The following is a 17,665-nucleotide window of genomic DNA, read 5'->3' as shown; positions in this document are numbered from 1 at the left end:
TTTTCTCCTTGTGGGGGTTCCCGGGCAGAAGGGGATGACGGCGCGACCGGGGTACTCGGCGTGCGGGCGCGACCCCTATGACCCGGTCAAGGGAGCGTTCTCCAGTCCACGGAGGACAGTTCGGAGGTAGGACAGCCCGTCACGGGCGAGGGTGTCCTGCGACGGGGCAAGCGGCCGCCAGATCGAGGCGGCGGTGGCGATGGCCTCGTTCTGCGCGGTGAACGACTCGATGCACACCGCGCCGCGGTAGCCGGTCGCGGCCAGGCCGGCGAGGAAGCGTGGCCAGTCGAAGTGGTCGGCGCCCGGGGTGCCGCGGTCGGTGCCGCTGACCTGGACGTGCTTGAGGTGCGGACCAGCCGTGACGAGCGCCTCGTAGGGATCGGCCTCCTCGATGTTCATGTGATAGGTGTCGATCATGAGACCGACGTTCGCGGGCAGGCCGTCGATCAGCTCCACCGCCTGCTCGACCGTGTTGACGACGCTCGTCTCATAGCGGTTGAGGGCCTCCACGCCGATGCTCACGCCCCGCTCCCCCGCGTGGTCGGCCACTGGCCGCAGGGCACGGCGGACGTCCGCGTAGCAGGCCGCGCGCTCCACCGGTGACATGCGCCAGGTCCGCCCCACCGCGGCGTAGACCGGGCCGCCGACGCAGGGCGCGCCGACGGCCACCGCACTGTCCACACACGCCTTCAGGTACGCCACGGTGGAGGCGACGGCCTCCGGCGGGGCGTTCACGAGGTCACGTCCGGGCGAGGTGACCGCACAGACGCCGGCCGCGCGCAGGCCGTGCGCCGCCAGCAGGTCCCGGGTGCGGGCCGGGTCCCAGTCGCCGGGTTGCTCGATCGGCAGCTCGACCGCGTCGAAACCGAACGCGGCGATGCGCGGCACCAGTTCGGCCATGGCCGCGTCGTCGACCGGCGAGGCCCAGACCCACGGGTTGACACCGATGGTGTACACCGCACTACTTCCAGCGCTTCGGGTAACCGGGCAGGTCGGTGCAGCCGCACATCGCGTAGTGCAGCGGCGGCATGGTGGGGTCGGCGTACTCGTCCAGGTTGTCCTGGGTGATGGTCGGCTGGGGCAGCTTCCACGGGTTCGGCACCGGCTCGCCGTCGAGGATCTTCAGCGCGGCGATGACCGGGGTGCGCCACTGGTAGGTCGGGTAGGTCGGGGCGATCGCCGTGAGCTTCTTGTCCTTCCACAGCTTCAGGAAGTCGAGCTGGTCCTCGCCGTTGATCGGCGGTACGGGCTTGCCGGCGTCCTCGAACGCCTCGACCGCCGCGCCCGCGACCGCCCCGGCGTCCATCCAGACGCCGTCGATCGTGCCGTACCGCTGGATGTAGTCGTTGACGATCTTCTTGGTCCTGGCCGGGTCGCCGTCGGTGAACTCGACGCCGACGACGTTGACGCCCGCCTTGTCGAAGGCGACCTTCGCCGCGGACCAACGGGTCTCCAGCACGTCGACGCCGGGCAGGATGCGCAGCGCGAGCACCTTGCCGCCCCGCGTCATCTTCCGGGTGACGAACTCCGCCGCGACGTGGCCGAATCCGTAGCCGCCGATCGGGTTGATGAACGTCACCGGGCAGGTCGTGTCGACGCCGCGGTCGAAGACGATGACCGGCAGGCCCTTCCGGCAGGCGGCCTCCACGGCCGGGGTGAGCGTCGCGGTGGTGTTCGGCGAGACGATGAGCGCGTGGCAGCCCTTGCCGAGCAGGTCGTTGATGTCGGCGATCTGCTTCTGGTCCTTGCCTTCGGCATCGACGTGGACGAACTCGGAGATCCGGCCGCGGTGCGTGTCGACCTCGGCCCGCATGGTCTTGAAACCGACCTGGCGCCAGGGGTTGTTCAGCCCCGCGTTGGAGAAGCAGATCTTGTACGGTCCGGGCTTCTTGAACTTCGCGGTCTGCACCATCGTCGGGTTGAGCGCCTGTTCCCAGGGCTTGCCGGCCGGCCCGGTGGGCGCGGCCTCCAGGAGCGCGAGCTGCTCGTCGTAGTCGGCCCGCACGAAGAACTTCGACTGCTCCCCGGTGCCCGACCCGGTGCTTGCGGAGGGCGAACCGGTTGCGCCGGTCGTGGGCTCGTCGGTGGAGCAGCCGGCCAGCACCAGTAAGGCGCTCACGGTCAGCACCGTCATGGAATGCCTCACTGAATCCCCTTCATCTGGACGGGAAACGGAAGGACGCCGCCGCCACGGCGAGCAGGATGATCGCGCCCTGGACGGTCGGTTCGAGGGCGCCGGAGACGCCGTAGAAGTTCATGAGCGTGAAGAGCGTCTCGAGGGTCAGCGCGCCCAGCATCGCGCCGACGACCGAACCGCGGCCCCCGCCCAGAGCGACACCGCCGAGGACCGCCGCGGTGATCGCGCCGAACTCGAGGCCGGCACCGGCCTGGAACGACACTCCGCTGTACCCGCCGATCAGGACCGCGGCGAGCGTGGCGGCGACTCCACTGAGGACGAACGCCGTGGTCTTGGCGCGCCACACGCGCACGCCGCTCAGCTCGGTGGTCCGCGGGTTGCCGCCGACCGCGACCAGGGTGCGGCCGAAGTCCGAACGCGTCAGCACCAGCGCGAGAGCGGCCGCCGCCAGCAAGACGATGAGGGCGTACGGTATCCGGCCCAGCGCGGGCACGTCCTCGAACGCCGACCGGCCGAGCCGGCGGAACTCCTCGGAGAGGCCGCCCTTCGGGGCACCGTCGGACCACAGGTACACGGCACCGACGAGGATCAGGAACATCCCGAGGGTCGTGATGAACGACGGCACCCGCAGCCGCGTGGTGACGAGGCCGTTGACGAGGCCGACGGCGACGCCGAACGCGAGCAGGAGCACGACGACAGGCCAGCCGGCCGACGGATCGCCGTCGATCAGCCGGGCGGCGATGACCACCTGCGCGGTGACCAGAGAGCCGACGGACAGGTCCAACTCGCCGGAGACGATCACGAAGTACTGGCCGGCGGCGAGCAGGACGACCGGCGCGGAGCGGCCGAGGAACGACATCAGCGACGGCGGCGAGAGGAAGTCCGGTTGGCGGGCGGTCAGCAGAACCAGCAACACCGCCAGGATCACGAGGATCGGTGCGAGACTGCCGGAGCGGAACTCAAGGAGCCGCAGTGGGCGCGCGATCTGCATGCTATGACGCCTTTCGCATCGCCCGGCGGGCGTAGACGGCGACCGCCGCGATGATGATCACACCGCGGATCACCTGCTTGAAGAACACGTCGACCTCGAGCTGGTTGAAGACGGCGTCGATGCTCGCGAGCAGCAGCACGCCGCCGACCGTGCCGACAACGCCGCCGCGCCCGCCGGCCAGGGCGGTGCCGCCGAGCACCACCGCGGCGATCGACTCCAGGTCGTACAGTCCCTCGGTGCCGACCCTCGGTGCGCCGGCGCCGAGACGACTGGCGAGGTAGATCCCGGCGAGGCCGGCGCAGAGGGCGCACAGCACATGGGCGGTGACGAGGACCCGGCTGTTCCGCACGCCGGAGAGCCGGGCGACCTCCGGGTCACCGCCCACGGCGATCAGGTGGTGGCCGAAGCGGGTGCGCGCCAGCACGAACCAGACCGCGGCGGCGACGGCGAGGAGCAGCAGGAACGACAGCGGCACCGGGCCGATGCGCTGGTACCCCAGGCCCTGCACCAGGGCGGGTGCGGTCTTGCCGGCCGGGCCGTCGTATCCGTTGTCGAGGTATCCCTTCAGCAGCAGTCCGACACCGACGGTCGCGATGAAGGGGTTGATCCGCACTGTGGTGACGAGCAATCCGTTGACGAGGCCGATCGTGGCGCTGACGGCGAGCGTCAGGCCGATCCCCGGCAGCAGCGCACCGTCGTCACCGGCCATGGTCTCGGCGGCGACGAGGGTGCTCAGGCTGACCACGTACGCCACGGACAGATCCAGCGAGCCCCCGACGACGACCAGCGTCTGGCCGACCGCGACGAGGCCCAGACCGGCGGCGACGTGCAGCAGGCTCACCGTCGTCGGCACGCTGAACAACCGGCCGCCGTCGACCGTGACGATGAGCCAGCCGATCGCCAGGGTGAGGACCAGGGCGACGAACACGCCGGGCGGGGTCCACCGGGCCGGCGGGGACAGCGCGCCGCTCATCCGGCCGCCTCCCCCACGGTGCCGACCGCCAGGGCGACGACATCCTCCTCTGTCGCGCCGGCGGGCAGCTCGCCGGCGATCCGGCCGTCGCGCATGACGATGATCCGGTCGCTCATGCCGAGCAGCTCGGGCAGCTCGGACGAGACCATCAGCACGGCGGCGCCGTCGCGGGCCAGCCGGCGGACGAGATCGTGGATCGCCGACTTGGCGCCCACGTCGATGCCCCGGGTCGGCTCGTCGAAGAGCAGGATTTTCGGGGCGAGCGCGAGCCACCTGGCCAGCACGACCTTCTGCTGGTTGCCCCCGGACAGGAAACGGATCTCCTGGTCCTCCCCCGCAGCGCGAAGCTCGACGGCTGCGAGCAGCTCCCGGACCCGCGCGGTCCGGGCACCGCGGCCGACCGGGCCCGGACGGACGGCGCGGCCGGCCAACAGCGCGTTGTCGAGCACCGACTGGTCGGCGACGATCCCCTCGCCCTTGCGGTCCTCGGAGACGTAGGCGATACCGGCCCGTATCGCGGCGCGGGGCGAGCGCAGCCGGACCGGCGCTCCGTCGAGGGTCACCTGGCCGGTGCTGAACGGTGCGGCGCCGAACAGTGCGCGGGCCAACGCCGACCGGCCGGACCCCTGCAGGCCGCCGACGCCGAGCACCTCGCCGGCGCGCAGCCGTAGGTCGATGCCGCGCAGCTTCCGGTTTCCTCCGCCCCGGACAGTCAGCCGCACCGGGCCCAGCTCCTGCGGCTTCGCCGGGGCGGGGTAGTAGCTCGACAGCTCGCGGCCGACCATGTGGCGCACCAGCTGATCGGCGCTGGTGTCCGCGGTGTCCAAGGTGGCCACCGCCCGGCCGTCCTTGAGTACGGTGATCCGGCTGGACAGGTCGAAGACCTCCTTGAGGCGGTGCGAGACGTACAGCACGCCTATCCCGTTCTCCTGCAGCCGCCGTACGAGCGCGTAGAGCTGGTCGACTTCGTGGTCGGCGAGAGCCGCGGTGGGCTCGTCCATGATGAGCAGCCGCGCGTCGAGGGCGAGCGCCTTGACGATCTCGACCACCTGTTGTTGCGCCACGCCGAGTCGTCCCACGCGCGTGTCGGGCGGTAACGAGCCCTCCCCGATCGAGGCGAGGAGCCCCGCGGTGTGGCTGAGCATCGCCCTGCGGTCGACGAGCCCGCGGCGCAGGGGCTCGCGGCCCAGACAGACGTTCTCCGCGACGGTGCGCTCGGGCAGCAGGGTCAGCTCCTGGTAGACGATGCCGATACCGGCCTGCTGGGCCTCACGCGGGCTGCGGAACGTCCGCGGTGCGCCGGCGAACTCAACCGTTCCCTCGTCGGGCTGGTGAACGCCGGACACCACCTTCATGAGCGTGGACTTGCCGGCGCCGTTCTCGCCGACGACCGCGTGCACCTCGCCGGGCCGGACCTGGAGGTCGACGCCGTCGAGCACCCGCACGCCGAGGAACGACTTGCCGATGCCTCGCAGAGCGAGCAGCGGCGACGGCAGCAGGCCAGACATCGTGGGTAACCTCTGCATTCGCGTCGTCAGGTCGAATAGCCGCGGACTTTCGCCGGACGCGATGGCGACATCGCGGCCCCGAGAGTAAATGCCTCAATGAGCGCCTGGCAATACCAGCAGACATCAGCGATTGATTGCCAAAATCTGTTATCGAATCGGCCCGTCCACAGTCGCGCGCCAAGTCACGACGACTGATGCGCAAAATGTGTTATGGAATCGGCCCGACGACAGTCGCGCGCCGAACCACGACGATTGATGCGCAAAAAGTGTTATGGAATCGGCCGCACCCGATTCATATTGACTGTTGCGATACCCCGCTGCATGCTGGCCGGCAGACCACGGGAGACGGTCGCATCTGGTGTGACTCCCCTTGCTTCCGTAGGGACTTGACTGCCCGTCACGGCGGACGGGACGACGAACTGACGGCACACGCGTGCCTACGACGCGCTCGGGCACTCCGGCGCATCTTCAGGTGCGGCCGACGCGTGCCCGTGGTCATGCCATCGTTGCTCCGCCGAAATAGGAGACGGCATTGCGTCGCATCATCGTTATCTTCGGGGCGATCGCGAGCGTGCTCCTGTCGCTCGTCGTCGCCCAACCGGCGTCAGCGGCGCCGGCCTTTCGAGCCCTGGTCTTCACGAAGACGGCCGGTTACCGGCACGATTCGATCCCGGCCGGCCTGTCGATGTTCCGGGAGCAGGCGGCGGCCAACGACTTCGAGTTGGTCCACAGCGAGGACTCGAGCGTATTCACCCCGGCAAACCTCGCCACCTTCGACGTGCTCATCATGTTCCAGACCTCGGGAATGGTGTGGACCACGGCGGCCCAACGCCAGGCGGTGGAGGGCTACCTCGCCAGTGGCAAGGGCATCGTCGCGATCCACAACGCCACAGACATGGGCGTCGAGAACGAGTACCCGTGGTGGGACCAGACCATCAACGGCGGCGCACACATGCCGGAACACTCCCCCGGCGTGCTGCCCGGCACCGCCATCGTCGCGGACAAGAAGCACCCGTCGACGGCCGGCCTGCCTGACCGTTGGAACCGCAGCGAGGAGTGGTACAACTTCGACCGCAACCCCCGCGGCGACGTCCATGTCCTGGTCACCGCGGACGAGCGCACGTACAACCCGGGCCCGCGCGCCATGGGGCCGGACCACCCCATCTCCTGGTGCCGCAACAGTGGCGGCGGCCGCGTGTGGGCCACCGCCATGGGGCACAGCAGCGCGGCCTACAGCGAGACCCATTTCCGCAACCACGTCCTCGGGGGCGTCAAGTGGGCGGCCGGCAAGGAGCCCGGCGACTGCGGCGGCACCGTGTGGAGCAACTTCGAGAAGCGCACCCTCGACGACAACACCGCGGACCCGATGGCCCTCGCGGTCGCCCCGGACGGGCGGGTGCTCTACGTCCAGCGGGGCGGGCAGGTGAAGATCTTCAAACCGACCACGAACAGAACCGTGACAGCCGGCACGCTCAGCGTCTACACCGGCGGCGAGGACGGCCTCACCGGACTGGCGCTCGACCCCGACTTCGCCGACAACGGCTACGTGTACCTGTATCACTCCCCGGCCGGAGTCCCGAACGACATCAACCGGGTCTCCCGGTTCACGCTCACCGGCGACACCCTGAACCTGTCGAGCCAGGTGACGATCATCGACATCCCCGCGACCCGGGACCGCACGTTCGCCGAGCCCGGACACACGGGCGGGTACATCGAGTTCGGCCCCGACAAGAACCTCTACATCGGCACCGGGGACGACGTCCCGCCGAACCTCGACTCCAACTGGCAGGGCTACGCCCCGCTGGACTGGCGGCTGGGCAAGGCCAACCTCGACGCAGCCCGCACCGCCGGCAACACCAACGACCTGAGGGGCAAGCTCCTGCGCATCCGGCCGTCGGCGGGCGGCGGCTACACCGTCCCGGCCGGCAACCTCTACCCGCAGGGCACGGCGCAGACCCGGCCGGAGATCTACGCGATGGGCTTCCGCAACCCGTTCCGCTTCTCGATCGACCCGGAGAACGGCTGGGTCTACCTCGCCGACTACGGCCCGGACCGGAACCCGCCCGCGACGAACCGCGGCCCCGAAGGGCTCGTCGAACTCAACGTCATCAAGTCCCCGGGCAACTACGGCTGGCCCTTCTGCCACGGCGACAACCAGGCCTACGCGCCCTACAACCCGGACACCCGCGTCGTCGGCCCCAAGTTCAACTGCAACGCGCCGGTCAACAACTCACCGAACAACACCGGCCTGACCAGCCTCAAGCCGATCGTCGCGCCGAACATGTGGTACGGCTACGGCGTCTCACCGAACTTCCCCGAACTCGGCTCCGGCGGCTCGGGGCCGATGGGCGGACCGGTCTACCGCTACAACGCCGCGAACCCGTCGGAGACGAAGTTCCCGCCCTACTACGACGGGGTCCACTTCTTCTACGAGTGGTCGCGCCACACCGTCAAGGAGGTCCACTTCGACTCCGCGACCGCCGTCACCCGGACCAACCCCTTCATGCCCGCCGCCAAGTTCCTCAAGCCGATGGACATGGAGTTCGGGCCCGACGGCTCGCTGTACCTGCTCGAGTGGGGCACCAACTTCGGCGGTGGCAACAACGACTCGGGGCTCTACCGCATCGACTACAACCACGGCGGACGGTCTCCGATCGCCAAAGCCACCGGAACGCCCACCAACGGGAACGCGCCACTGAACGTGCAGTTCAGCAGCGCGGGGTCCACGGACCCGGATCCCGGCAGCACGCTCAGCTACCACTGGACGTTCGGCGACGGCACCACGTCCACGGCGGCCAACCCGTCACACACCTACACCGCCAACGGCAACTACACCGCCCAGCTCAAGGTCACCGACAACACCGGCAGGACGGCCTTCGCCAACGTGCCGATCACCGTGGGCAACACCGCACCGATCGTCACCCTCACGATTCCGCCGGGCGGCGGCATGCTGGACTTCGGCGACCGCGTCTCGTACAAGGTGTCCGTCTCGGACCCCGGCGGCGCGCCCATCGACTGCAGCAAGGTGTTCGTCAACCCCGCCCTCGGCCATGACGACCACCAGCATGAGACCACGGACTACCCGGGGTGCTCGGGCACCATCGACACGAAGGTGCTCGGCGGGCACCCTGACGGCGCCAACCTGTACTACGTCCTCAACGCCCGCTACACCGACGACGGCGGCCCCGGGGGTGCGAACCCGCTCACCGGCTACGCTCACGCGATCCTCCAGCCCAAGCACAAGCAGGCCGAGTTCTACACGGACCAGTCGGGTGTGCAGATCGTCGAGCAGTCCGGCGCGGAGAGCGGCAAGCGGGTCGGCAACATCTCCGACGGCGACTGGATCGCGTTCAACCCGATGAGCCTGTCGGGCATCACGAGCGTGAGCTACCGCCTGTCGTCGCCGAGCGGCGGCGGATCGATCGAACTGCGCGCCGACTCCCCGACCGGCACGCTCCTGGCCACGACACCGGTGCCCAGCACCGGCGGCTGGAACAATTACCAGTCCACGCGGGCGGTGAACACTGCCGATCTCGCCGGCTCGCACCGCCTCTACCTGGTGTTCAAGGGCACCTCGAACAACTGGTTCGACCTCGACTCGCTCACCTTCGGCGGCAACGGGGTCGGCGAACCGGGCAGTGGCGGCGGTGGCGGCGTGGCCGGTCGGACCTGGACGGTCGCAGCGCAGCACAGCGGCAAATTCATGGACGTCAGCGACGCCTCGACCGCTGACGGCACCCAGATCGTCCAGTGGCCGGCCACCGGCGGCAACAACCAGAAGTGGCAGGCCGTCGACGCCGGTGGCGACGCCGTCTATCTGAAGGCGGTGCACAGCGACAAGTGCCTCGCCGTCACGGGCGGGTCCACCGCCCAGGGCGCGTTCCTGCAGCAGTCCACCTGCAACAACAGCGACCCGCAGAAGTTCCTCGTCACACCGACCACCACGGTGGGCGTGTACACGATGAAAAGTCTCCCCAGTGGACTGTGCGTCGACGTCAACGGCGGCTCGACGGCCGACGGCGCACGACTCCTGCAATGGAGCTGCCACGGCGGCACCAACCAACAGTGGCGGTTCACCGCCGTATAGCCCGTCCGGACGGGATGCCCGGCGCGGTTGCGCGCCGGGCATCCCTCCCTACGAACAGGTGAGGAACCCTCCCATGAGGTTTCGGATACCTCGGCCCCGCCGGTACGGACGGCTGTCCGCGCTGGGCACCGTCCTGGTGCTGGTCGCCGTCGGCGCCACCGCGGTGGCGGCACCGATCGAACCCGGGCGGAGCGCCCCCATCGTGGGCGCGCAGTCCGGCCGCTGCCTGACCGTCCCCGGCGCCGGCACCACCAACGGCACCCAGACCCAACTCTGGGACTGCACCGGCACAGCCGGCCAGACCTGGACCTACACGACCGGCAAACAACTGACCGCCCACGGCGACAAGTGCCTCGACGCCAGCGGACGCGGCACCACCAACGGCACCGCCGTCGTCATCTGGGACTGCAACGGCCAGAACAACCAGCAGTGGAACGTCAACCCCGACGGCACCATCACCGGAGTCCAGTCCGGACTGTGCCTCGACGCCAACGCCGGCGGCACCGCCAACGGCACCAGGATCACCCTCTGGTCCTGCAACGGCGGCACCAACCAACAGTGGAACTCGCCGACCCCGCCGCCGGACCCACCGGACCCGCCGGTGCCGGGCGGCGCGGGCACGTGCGACATCTACGCCTCGGGCGGCACCCCCTGCATCGCCGCCCACAGCACCGTACGAGCGCTCTACGGCACCTACAACGGCAACCTCTACCAGGTCCGGCGCTCGTCCGACAGCACGACCCGGAACATCGGCGTCCTGAGCGCGGGTGGCGCCGCCGACGCCACGACGCAGGACTCGTTCTGCGGGGGGACCACCTGTGTCATCACCGTCGTCTACGACCAGTCCGGCCGCGGGAACGACCTGTGGTACCAGGGATCGAGTGTGGTTCCCGGCTCCCCCCAGAGCCGCCCGGCGATCGCGACGTCCGAGTCGCTGGCGGTCGGCGGCAGCAAGGCCTACTCGCTCTACATCAACCCCGGCAACAGCTACTGGCGGGACGGCCACCTGACCGGCGTGCCGACCGGTAGCGCCCCTGAAGGCATGTACATGGTGACCAGCGGCACCCATGTCAACGGCGGCTGCTGCTTCGACTACGGCAACAGCGAGACGACCCGAGCGGCCGACGCGGCCGGGGCGATGGACGCCATCAATTTCAGCACCCAGTGCTGGTTCGGCGGGTGCGCCGGCAGGGGCCCCTGGGTCCAGGCCGACCTCGAATGGGGGCTCTACTCCGGTGGCAGTCAGACCTGGAACCCGAACCAGCGGGCGTTCACCAGCAAGTTCGTGACGGCGATGTTGAAGAACAACGGGACGAGCCGTTTCGCGCTCAAGGGTGGGAACGCCCAGACCGGAAGCCTGACCACGCTCTGGGACGGCGCGCTTCCGCCCGGCTACAGCCCCATGAAGAAGCAGGGTGCCATCATCCTCGGCAGCGGTGGTGACTGCTGCAAGCCCGGCGGCGGCGCGAACCTCAGCGCCGGCACCTTCTACGAGGGCGCGATGGTGTCCGGATACCCGTCCGACGCAACCGAGAACGCGGTACAAGCCAACATCATCGCCGCCGGCTACCGCTGAGTCGCTCCGTACTGCACCAACCAGCGCCGGACTCGAGCATGGGCGGACGGGTGAAGGCGGTACGTGACATCACGTGCCGCCTTCACTCCCTTCCCGGCGAGCCGGGCCCACCACTTCCATCAGCGTGGTCCTACGGATTACCGAGGAGCTCAGAGATGAGACGGATCTTCATGGCGGTCGCCGCGGTGCTCGCCATGGCGGTGGCGTCACTCGGAGGGCCGGCGGTCGCGTCGCCGGCAGCCGCTGCCACGCTCGTCGAGGTCACCAACTTCGGCACCAACCCGACGAACCTGCGCATGTACCTGTACGTGCCGGACCGCCTGGCGGCGCGGCCCCCCGTCGTGATCGCCTCGCACTACTGCGGGGGAAGTGGCCCGGCCTTCCACAACGGAAGGCCGTACGCCTCGCTGGCGGACCGGTACGGCTACATCGTGATCTACCCGTCGGTGACGCGCAGCAGCAAGTGCTGGGACGTCGCGTCGCCACAGGCACTGCGGCGCGGCGGAGGCAGTGACCCGGTCGGGATCATGTCGATGGTCGACTACGTGAAGCAGCGGTACCCCGTGGATCCCGCCAGGGTCTTCGCCGTCGGTGAGTCGTCCGGGGCGATGATGACCAACGTCCTGCTCGGCCTCTATCCGGACGTGATCGCCGCGGGTGCCTCGATCGCCGGCGTACCGTTCGCCTGCTTCGCCACGACCAACGGCTCGGAGTGGAACTCCGACTGCGCCCAGGGGCGGATCACGAAGACCCCGCAGCAGTGGGGTGACCTGGTACGCAACGCCTACCCGGGGTACACCGGGCCGCGGCCCCGGATGCAGATCTGGCACGGCACCGATGACGACATCCTGCGGTACCCCAACTTCGGGGAGCAGGTCGAGCAGTGGACGAACGTGCACGGCCTCAGCCAGACGCCCGTGTTCACCGACTCGCCGAAGACCGGCTACACCCGCACCCGGTACGGCGGTACGGGCGGCGCCGCGCCGGTCGAGGCGATCAGCCTGCAGGGCCGGGGGCACGGGCTGCCGGACGAGGCCGCGGAAACCATCCGCTTCTTCGGCCTTGACGCGGCGCCGCCGACCACCCCACCGCCGACGACGGCTCAGCAGATCGTGGGCGCGCAGTCCGGCCGCTGCCTGACCGTCCCCGGTGCCGGCACCACCAACGGCACCCAGACCCAACTCTGGGACTGCACCGGCGCAGCCGGCCAGACCTGGACCTACACGGCAGACAAACAACTGACCGTCCACGGCGACAAGTGCCTCGACGCCAGCGGACGCGGCACCACCAACGGCACCGCCGTCGTCATCTGGGACTGCAACGGCCAGAACAACCAGCAGTGGAACGTCAACCCCGACGGCACCGTCACCGGAGTCCAGTCCGGACTGTGCCTCGACGCCAACGCCGGCGGCACCGCCAACGGCACCAGGATCACCCTCTGGTCCTGCAACGGCGGCACCAACCAGCAGTGGAGCCGTCGTTGAGCGGCGGAGCCGTCCTTCTGCCCGCCGAACAGAGAAAGCCGTACACCGGCCTGACCGTCGGTCGACCCGGCGTTCGTTCGTAGAACTCGGAAGGGCCACCGCACCGTGGCAGGTGGCCCTTCCAGCGTGCTGCGTCAGCTCAGGCGGGGGGCAGGGCCCATTTCTGGTTGGCTCCGCCGTGGCAGGTCCACAGGTGCACGAGGGTGCCGTCCGACGAGCCGGCGCCCGACACGTCCAGGCACTTGCCCGACTGCGGGTTCCGCAGCGACCCGTCCGCAGACGCCTGCCAGTTCTGGTTGGCGCCACCGTTGCACGACCACAACTGGACCTTCGCCCCGTCGGCCGTGCTGTTACCGCTGACATCCAGGCACTTGCCCAACGCCTTGACCGTCGACCCCGGCGTCACCGTCCACCGCTGCCCCGCCGAGCCCGTACACGACGAGATCTGCACCGCCGCCCCGTCCGCCGAGCCACCGTTACGGACATCCAGACACTTACCCCCGAGCCCCACGACCGGACCCACGCCGGGGGTGGGCGGCGGGCTGCCGCCCAGCTCCTTGATCCGCACGTTGCGGAACGATACGTCGTCCCCCGTGCCGTGATTCTGGATGCCGACGTGGCCGGCGAGGGAGCGGGCGGGGTCGGTGTCGGTGAAGTCATTGATCTTCACGCCATTGAGCCAGACCTGGAGCCGCTCGCCCTCCACCAGCAACTCGAAGGTGTTCCACTCGCCCGGTGGGTTGAGCGCCGCGTCCCGGGCAGCCGTGTCCGGGGCCTTGACGGCGTAGATCGAGCCAGTCGTGCGGTCAGGCGCGTCGGTGGCGTCGATCTGGACCTCATAGCCGTTGTTCAGTGCCGACTGCGGGTCGCTCGACGGTGGGAAGCCCACGATCACACCCGAGTTGTCGTCGCCGGCCGTCTTCCAGTCCAGCTTCAGCGAGTAGTTCGTGAACTGCCGGGCGCTGTACCAGAGCATGCCCAAGCCGCCGTACGAGGCGAGGGTGGCGTCCGAGTTGGTGAAGCCGCCCGGGCCGGCCTGCGACCAGCCGGTGGTCGAGCCGTTGTAGAGGGTCGTATAGCCGGTCTCGGGCCGGCAGTCGGCCTTGGTCCGGCCTGCCGCGTACCGGATACCGCCGAGCAGGTGCGCCCGTAACGCCGGCTCCGCGTACGACGCCTGGCTGTGCCCGCCGCCGGTGTAGAAGGACCGGCCCCCCGACTGGGTCTTGCACCAGGTGTGCGGGTGGTCGGCGCCCATCGAGCCGCCCGAGTACGACGACTCGTCCAGCGTGGTGAGCACGCGCGCGGTGGTACGGGGGTTGGTCCGGAAGTTGTACCACTCATCGGTGCGGGTCCATGTCTGCGGCAGGTGGGCGGTCGCCGCGTGCGCCCGCCCCTCCACCTTGACGTCGGCCTGCTGGACAGCGGGGTGCGAGGCGAAGTAGGCGCCGACCAGATCGCCGTAGAACGGCCAGTTGTACTCCGTGTCCGCGGCCGAGTGGACGCCGACGAAGCCGCCGCCCGATCCGATGTACGACTGGAACGCCGACTGCTGGGCCTCGTTCAGAACGTCGCCGGTGGTGTTGAGGAAGACCACCGCCTCGTAACGGCTCAGGTTGCTCGTGGTGAAGTGGTTGCCGTCCTCCGTGGCCGTCACCGTGAAACTGTTCGCGGCGCCGAGGTCGCGGATGGCCTGGATCCCTGCCGGGATCGAGTCGTGCCGGAATCCGGCCGTCTTGGAGAACACGAGGACGTCGTAGGCCGTGTCCGCGGCATTGACGGGGCTGGGCTGCCCGAGGAGGGCCAGGGCGGCGAGTGTCGCGGCCGCCCCGCCGAGCAGGCTTCGGGGTTGTCTGCGCATGTCCGTCGCTCTCTTCCGGGTGACAGAAATCAGGGCAGGGTCCATTTCTGGTTGGCTCCGCCGTGGCAGGTCCACAGGTGCACGAGGGTGCCGTCCGACGAGCCGGCGCCCGACACGTCCAGGCACTTGCCCGACTGCGGGTTCCGCAGCGACCCGTCCGCAGACGCCTGCCAGTTCTGGTTGGCGCCACCGTTGCACGACCACAACTGGACCTTCGCCCCGTCGGCCGTGCTGTTACCGCTGACATCCAGGCACTTGCCCAACGCCTTGACCGTCGACCCCGGCGTCACCGTCCACCGCTGCCCCGCCGAGCCCGTACACGACGAGATCTGCACCGCCGTCCCGTCCGCCGAGCCGCCGTCACGGACGTCCAGACACTTACCCGCGAGCCCCACGATCGGACCCGCGCCGGGGGTCGGGCCGCCGCCGGGATTGAAGGTGAACGCGTCGACGTCGAAGAGGAATCCGGAGCCGCCGGTGAAGGTCAGGTAGAGCGTGGTGGTGCCGGCCGGTGCGCCGGAGATCGAGCCGCTCACGGTGGTGAAGTTCGTCCACGAGCCGGTGACCGGGACGGTGGCGGAGCCGAGGACGGTGCCGGTCGGCGAGCCGGCCCGGACCTGCAAGGTGCCGCCCGCGCCGGCTGACGACACCCGGGCGCTGAACGACGTGGCGTTGCTCAGCTTGTACGGCTCGAACGCGATCCAGTCGCCGTTCTCGATGTCACCGACGGACTTGCCGCCCTCGGCGGTCGGCTTGTCGAAGACGGCGATGCCGGACGATGTCTTGTAGTGCTCGGCCTGCCGGTGCTTCGGCTGCAGGATGTGCTGTGTGTGCGTGGTGAGCCCGGCGCTGTCGGTGTACTCGGCATCGAAGACCCCGAAGATGTTCGCCGCGTCGTCGTGCTCACCGTCGACCGGGATGGTGATCGTGCCGGAGCAACCGGTCTTCGAGGTGATCGGGTGGCCGTGGCTGTCGTGACCGACGATGTACGTCAGCTTGACCTTGGCGCAGTCGACGGTGCCGTCCTCGGGATCCGTCACGGTGATACGGAACGGCACGGTGTCGCCGAAGGCGAAGATCTCCCCCGCGGCGGGGCTGTTGATGGTCACGGTCGGCGCGGTGTTGCCGACGGTGATCCGCACCTCGGCGGTACCGGTGGCACCCTGCGGGTCGCGCACCGTCAGCTTGGCCGTGTAGTCGCCGTTCGTGTTGTACGTCTTCGTCGGGTTGGCGTCGGTGGAGCTGGTGCCATCACCGAAGCTCCACGCATAGGTCAGTGCCCCACCGTCAGGGTCGGATGAGCCGGCCGAGGAGAAGGTCACGGTCAGCGGCGCCGCGCCGGAGGTCCGGTTGGCGCCGGCCATCGCCGTGGGCGCCCGGTTGCCGCCGCCGACGTAGTCGAAGCGGTAAAGGGCGGAGTTCTGGTCGCCCTGGTACCACCCGGAGCCGTAGTCCAGCACGTAGTAGGAGCCGTCCGGGCCGAACGCCGAGTCGATCACCTGCTTGCCGTTCCAGGGGAAGCTGTCGATGGTCCCCGGGGAGCCGTCGGCGTTGAGGTGGATCGGCTTGATCCAGCCGCGGCCGAACTCCGTGGCGAAGAACTGCCCGTCGAACGACTGCGGGAACTTCGTGGGCGAGCTGACCTCGGGGTCGTACCGGTACACCGGGCCGGCCATCGGCGACTCCGCGCCGCCGCCGAACGCCGACGGGCTGCCGGCGTCGCCGCCGTAACGGATCCAGGCGGCCTTGGCGGGGGGCAGCGTGCTCAAGCCGGTATTGCGGAACGAGTTGTTCGTCGGCCCGCCCGAGCAGTTGTACTTCGCGCCTGCCGTGTTGGTGGCGAAGTCCCACTCGGCGTACGTCTCGGAGCTCGTGTTCGTGCCGGTGCAGTAGGGCCAGCCGTAGAAGCCCGGGCCCGTGACGCGGTTGAACTCGACCTGGCCCTGCGGCCCGCGCGCCGAGGTGGCCCCGGCATCGGGGCCGTAGTCGCCGACATAGACGATGCCGGTGGCCTTGTCCACGCTCATCCGGAACGGGTTGCGCAGGCCCATCGCGTAGATCTCCGGCCGGGTCCTGGCCGTGCCGGGCGGGAACAGGTTGCCTGCCGGGATCGAGTACGACCCGTTCCCGTTCACCTTGATCCGTAAGATCTTGCCGCGCAGGTCGTTGGTGTTGGCGGCGGTGCGCTGCGCGTCGAACGCCGGGTTGCGGTCGGTCCGCTCGTCGAGCGGGGAATATCCGGCGGACTCGAACGGGTTGGTGTCGTCGCCCGTGGACAGGTACAGGTTGCCTGCCGCGTCGAAGTCGATGTCTCCGCCGGCGTGGCAGCAGATGCCTCGGTCGGCCGGCACGTCGAGGATGTCCACTCTGCTGGACTGGTTGAGCGTGAAGTCGGCGTTGAGCGTGAACCGGGAAAGCCGGTTGACACCCTGCCACGCCGACCAGTTGCCGCCGGTGGTCGGTGCGTCGCCTCCTGGTGTGGACAGCGGCGGGGCGTAGTAGAGGTAGATGTGCCGGTTGGTGGCGAAACCCGGGTCGATGCCGATGCCCTGGAGGCCGTCCTCGTCGTGCACGTATACGGGGATGCTGCCGATCACCGTGGTGGTGCCGCCCGCATCCGTGCGGCGCACGGTCCCGTTGCGGGCGGTGTGCAGCACCGACCGGTCGGCGAGTACGGCCAGCGACATCGGCTCACCGACCTCCGCGACTCCGCGGGCCAGTTGGACCTGCTGGAAGTCGGCGGCGTTGATCGGGTGCGCCGAGGCCGGGGTCGTACTGGACAAGGCCGCGGTGAGAGTGGCCGCGACCAGGAGCAGAGCCGAACCTATGGCCGGCCAGCGCGCGGCTGCAGCCCTGATTCTCATGAACATGACAATGCACTCCCCTTCCTGAACAGGTGGCTGCCAGGCTTGGGGCGCGCGCTGCCGCGCCGATGCCGTAGCGAGATGCGTCGCTTCGGCCCGCTAGGTGTGCTTCAGCAGGCCACTACGCCGAGCGGGGGCAACAGCTCGGAAACAGGAGAAGTCGATGGCTACCGCGCTGTCGGATCAC

General features: G+C 69.4%; 10 protein-coding genes. 3 read left to right on the top strand and 7 right to left on the bottom strand.

The window, feature by feature from the left end:
* Nucleotides 1–75: 75 nt before the first annotated feature.
* The 5 genes from ACZ7EG_RS19690 to ACZ7EG_RS19670 are packed head-to-tail and all read right to left on the bottom strand — an operon-like array spanning nucleotide 76 to nucleotide 5,609.
* Nucleotides 76–957 carry a sugar phosphate isomerase/epimerase family protein gene (locus ACZ7EG_RS19690; protein ID WP_471080012.1) on the bottom strand — a complete coding sequence of 294 codons (882 nt, stop codon included), beginning with the start codon at nucleotides 955–957 and terminating at the stop codon, nucleotides 76–78.
* Between the two features lie 4 nt (nucleotides 958–961).
* Nucleotides 962–2,134 carry a substrate-binding domain-containing protein gene (locus ACZ7EG_RS19685; RefSeq protein ID WP_471080009.1) on the bottom strand — a complete coding sequence of 391 codons (1,173 nt, stop codon included), beginning with the start codon at nucleotides 2,132–2,134 and terminating at the stop codon, nucleotides 962–964.
* 22 nt (nucleotides 2,135–2,156) lie between these two features.
* Nucleotides 2,157–3,128: an ABC transporter permease gene (locus tag ACZ7EG_RS19680; protein WP_471080006.1), complete on the bottom strand. Its 972-nt coding sequence runs from the start codon at nucleotides 3,126–3,128 to the stop codon at nucleotides 2,157–2,159.
* A 1-nt stretch (nucleotide 3,129) separates the two neighbouring features.
* Entirely contained in the window at nucleotides 3,130–4,101 is a 972-nt protein-coding gene (locus ACZ7EG_RS19675; RefSeq protein WP_471080003.1) for an ABC transporter permease, read from the bottom strand.
* Nucleotides 4,098–5,609, bottom strand: coding sequence for a sugar ABC transporter ATP-binding protein (locus tag ACZ7EG_RS19670; RefSeq protein ID WP_471080000.1), 1,512 nt, complete (start codon nucleotides 5,607–5,609; stop codon nucleotides 4,098–4,100). Before ACZ7EG_RS19670 ends, ACZ7EG_RS19675 begins: the two co-directional genes overlap by 4 nt.
* A gap of 532 nt (nucleotides 5,610–6,141) precedes the next feature.
* Between ACZ7EG_RS19670 and ACZ7EG_RS19665 the strand changes: the two genes are divergently transcribed.
* From ACZ7EG_RS19665 to ACZ7EG_RS19655, 3 genes are all read left to right on the top strand, one after another.
* Nucleotides 6,142–9,696 carry a ThuA domain-containing protein gene (locus tag ACZ7EG_RS19665; protein ID WP_471079997.1) on the top strand — a complete coding sequence of 1,185 codons (3,555 nt, stop codon included), beginning with the start codon at nucleotides 6,142–6,144 and terminating at the stop codon, nucleotides 9,694–9,696.
* 73 nt (nucleotides 9,697–9,769) lie between these two features.
* A complete protein-coding gene (locus tag ACZ7EG_RS19660; protein WP_471079995.1) occupies nucleotides 9,770–11,272 on the top strand; it encodes an arabinofuranosidase catalytic domain-containing protein in 1,503 nt (500 codons plus the stop codon).
* Between the two features lie 155 nt (nucleotides 11,273–11,427).
* Complete coding sequence (locus ACZ7EG_RS19655; protein WP_471079993.1) at nucleotides 11,428–12,756, top strand: extracellular catalytic domain type 1 short-chain-length polyhydroxyalkanoate depolymerase; 1,329 nt, start codon at nucleotides 11,428–11,430, stop codon at nucleotides 12,754–12,756.
* A gap of 139 nt (nucleotides 12,757–12,895) precedes the next feature.
* Here the strand turns inward: ACZ7EG_RS19655 and ACZ7EG_RS19650 are convergent, their stop codons facing one another.
* Together ACZ7EG_RS19650 and ACZ7EG_RS19645 are read right to left on the bottom strand one after the other, a co-directional pair.
* Complete coding sequence (locus ACZ7EG_RS19650) at nucleotides 12,896–14,614, bottom strand: ThuA domain-containing protein (protein WP_471079991.1); 1,719 nt, start codon at nucleotides 14,612–14,614, stop codon at nucleotides 12,896–12,898.
* Nucleotides 14,615–14,643: 29 nt separating this feature from the next.
* Nucleotides 14,644–17,484 carry an RICIN domain-containing protein gene (locus ACZ7EG_RS19645; protein WP_471079989.1) on the bottom strand — a complete coding sequence of 947 codons (2,841 nt, stop codon included), beginning with the start codon at nucleotides 17,482–17,484 and terminating at the stop codon, nucleotides 14,644–14,646.
* Between the last annotated feature and the right edge of the window lie 181 nt (nucleotides 17,485–17,665).

Source organism: Streptomyces sp. NPDC037100 (assembly GCF_055606225.1).
Note: the sequence above shows the minus strand (reverse complement) of the source record. Positions and strands in the feature narration are given on the sequence as shown.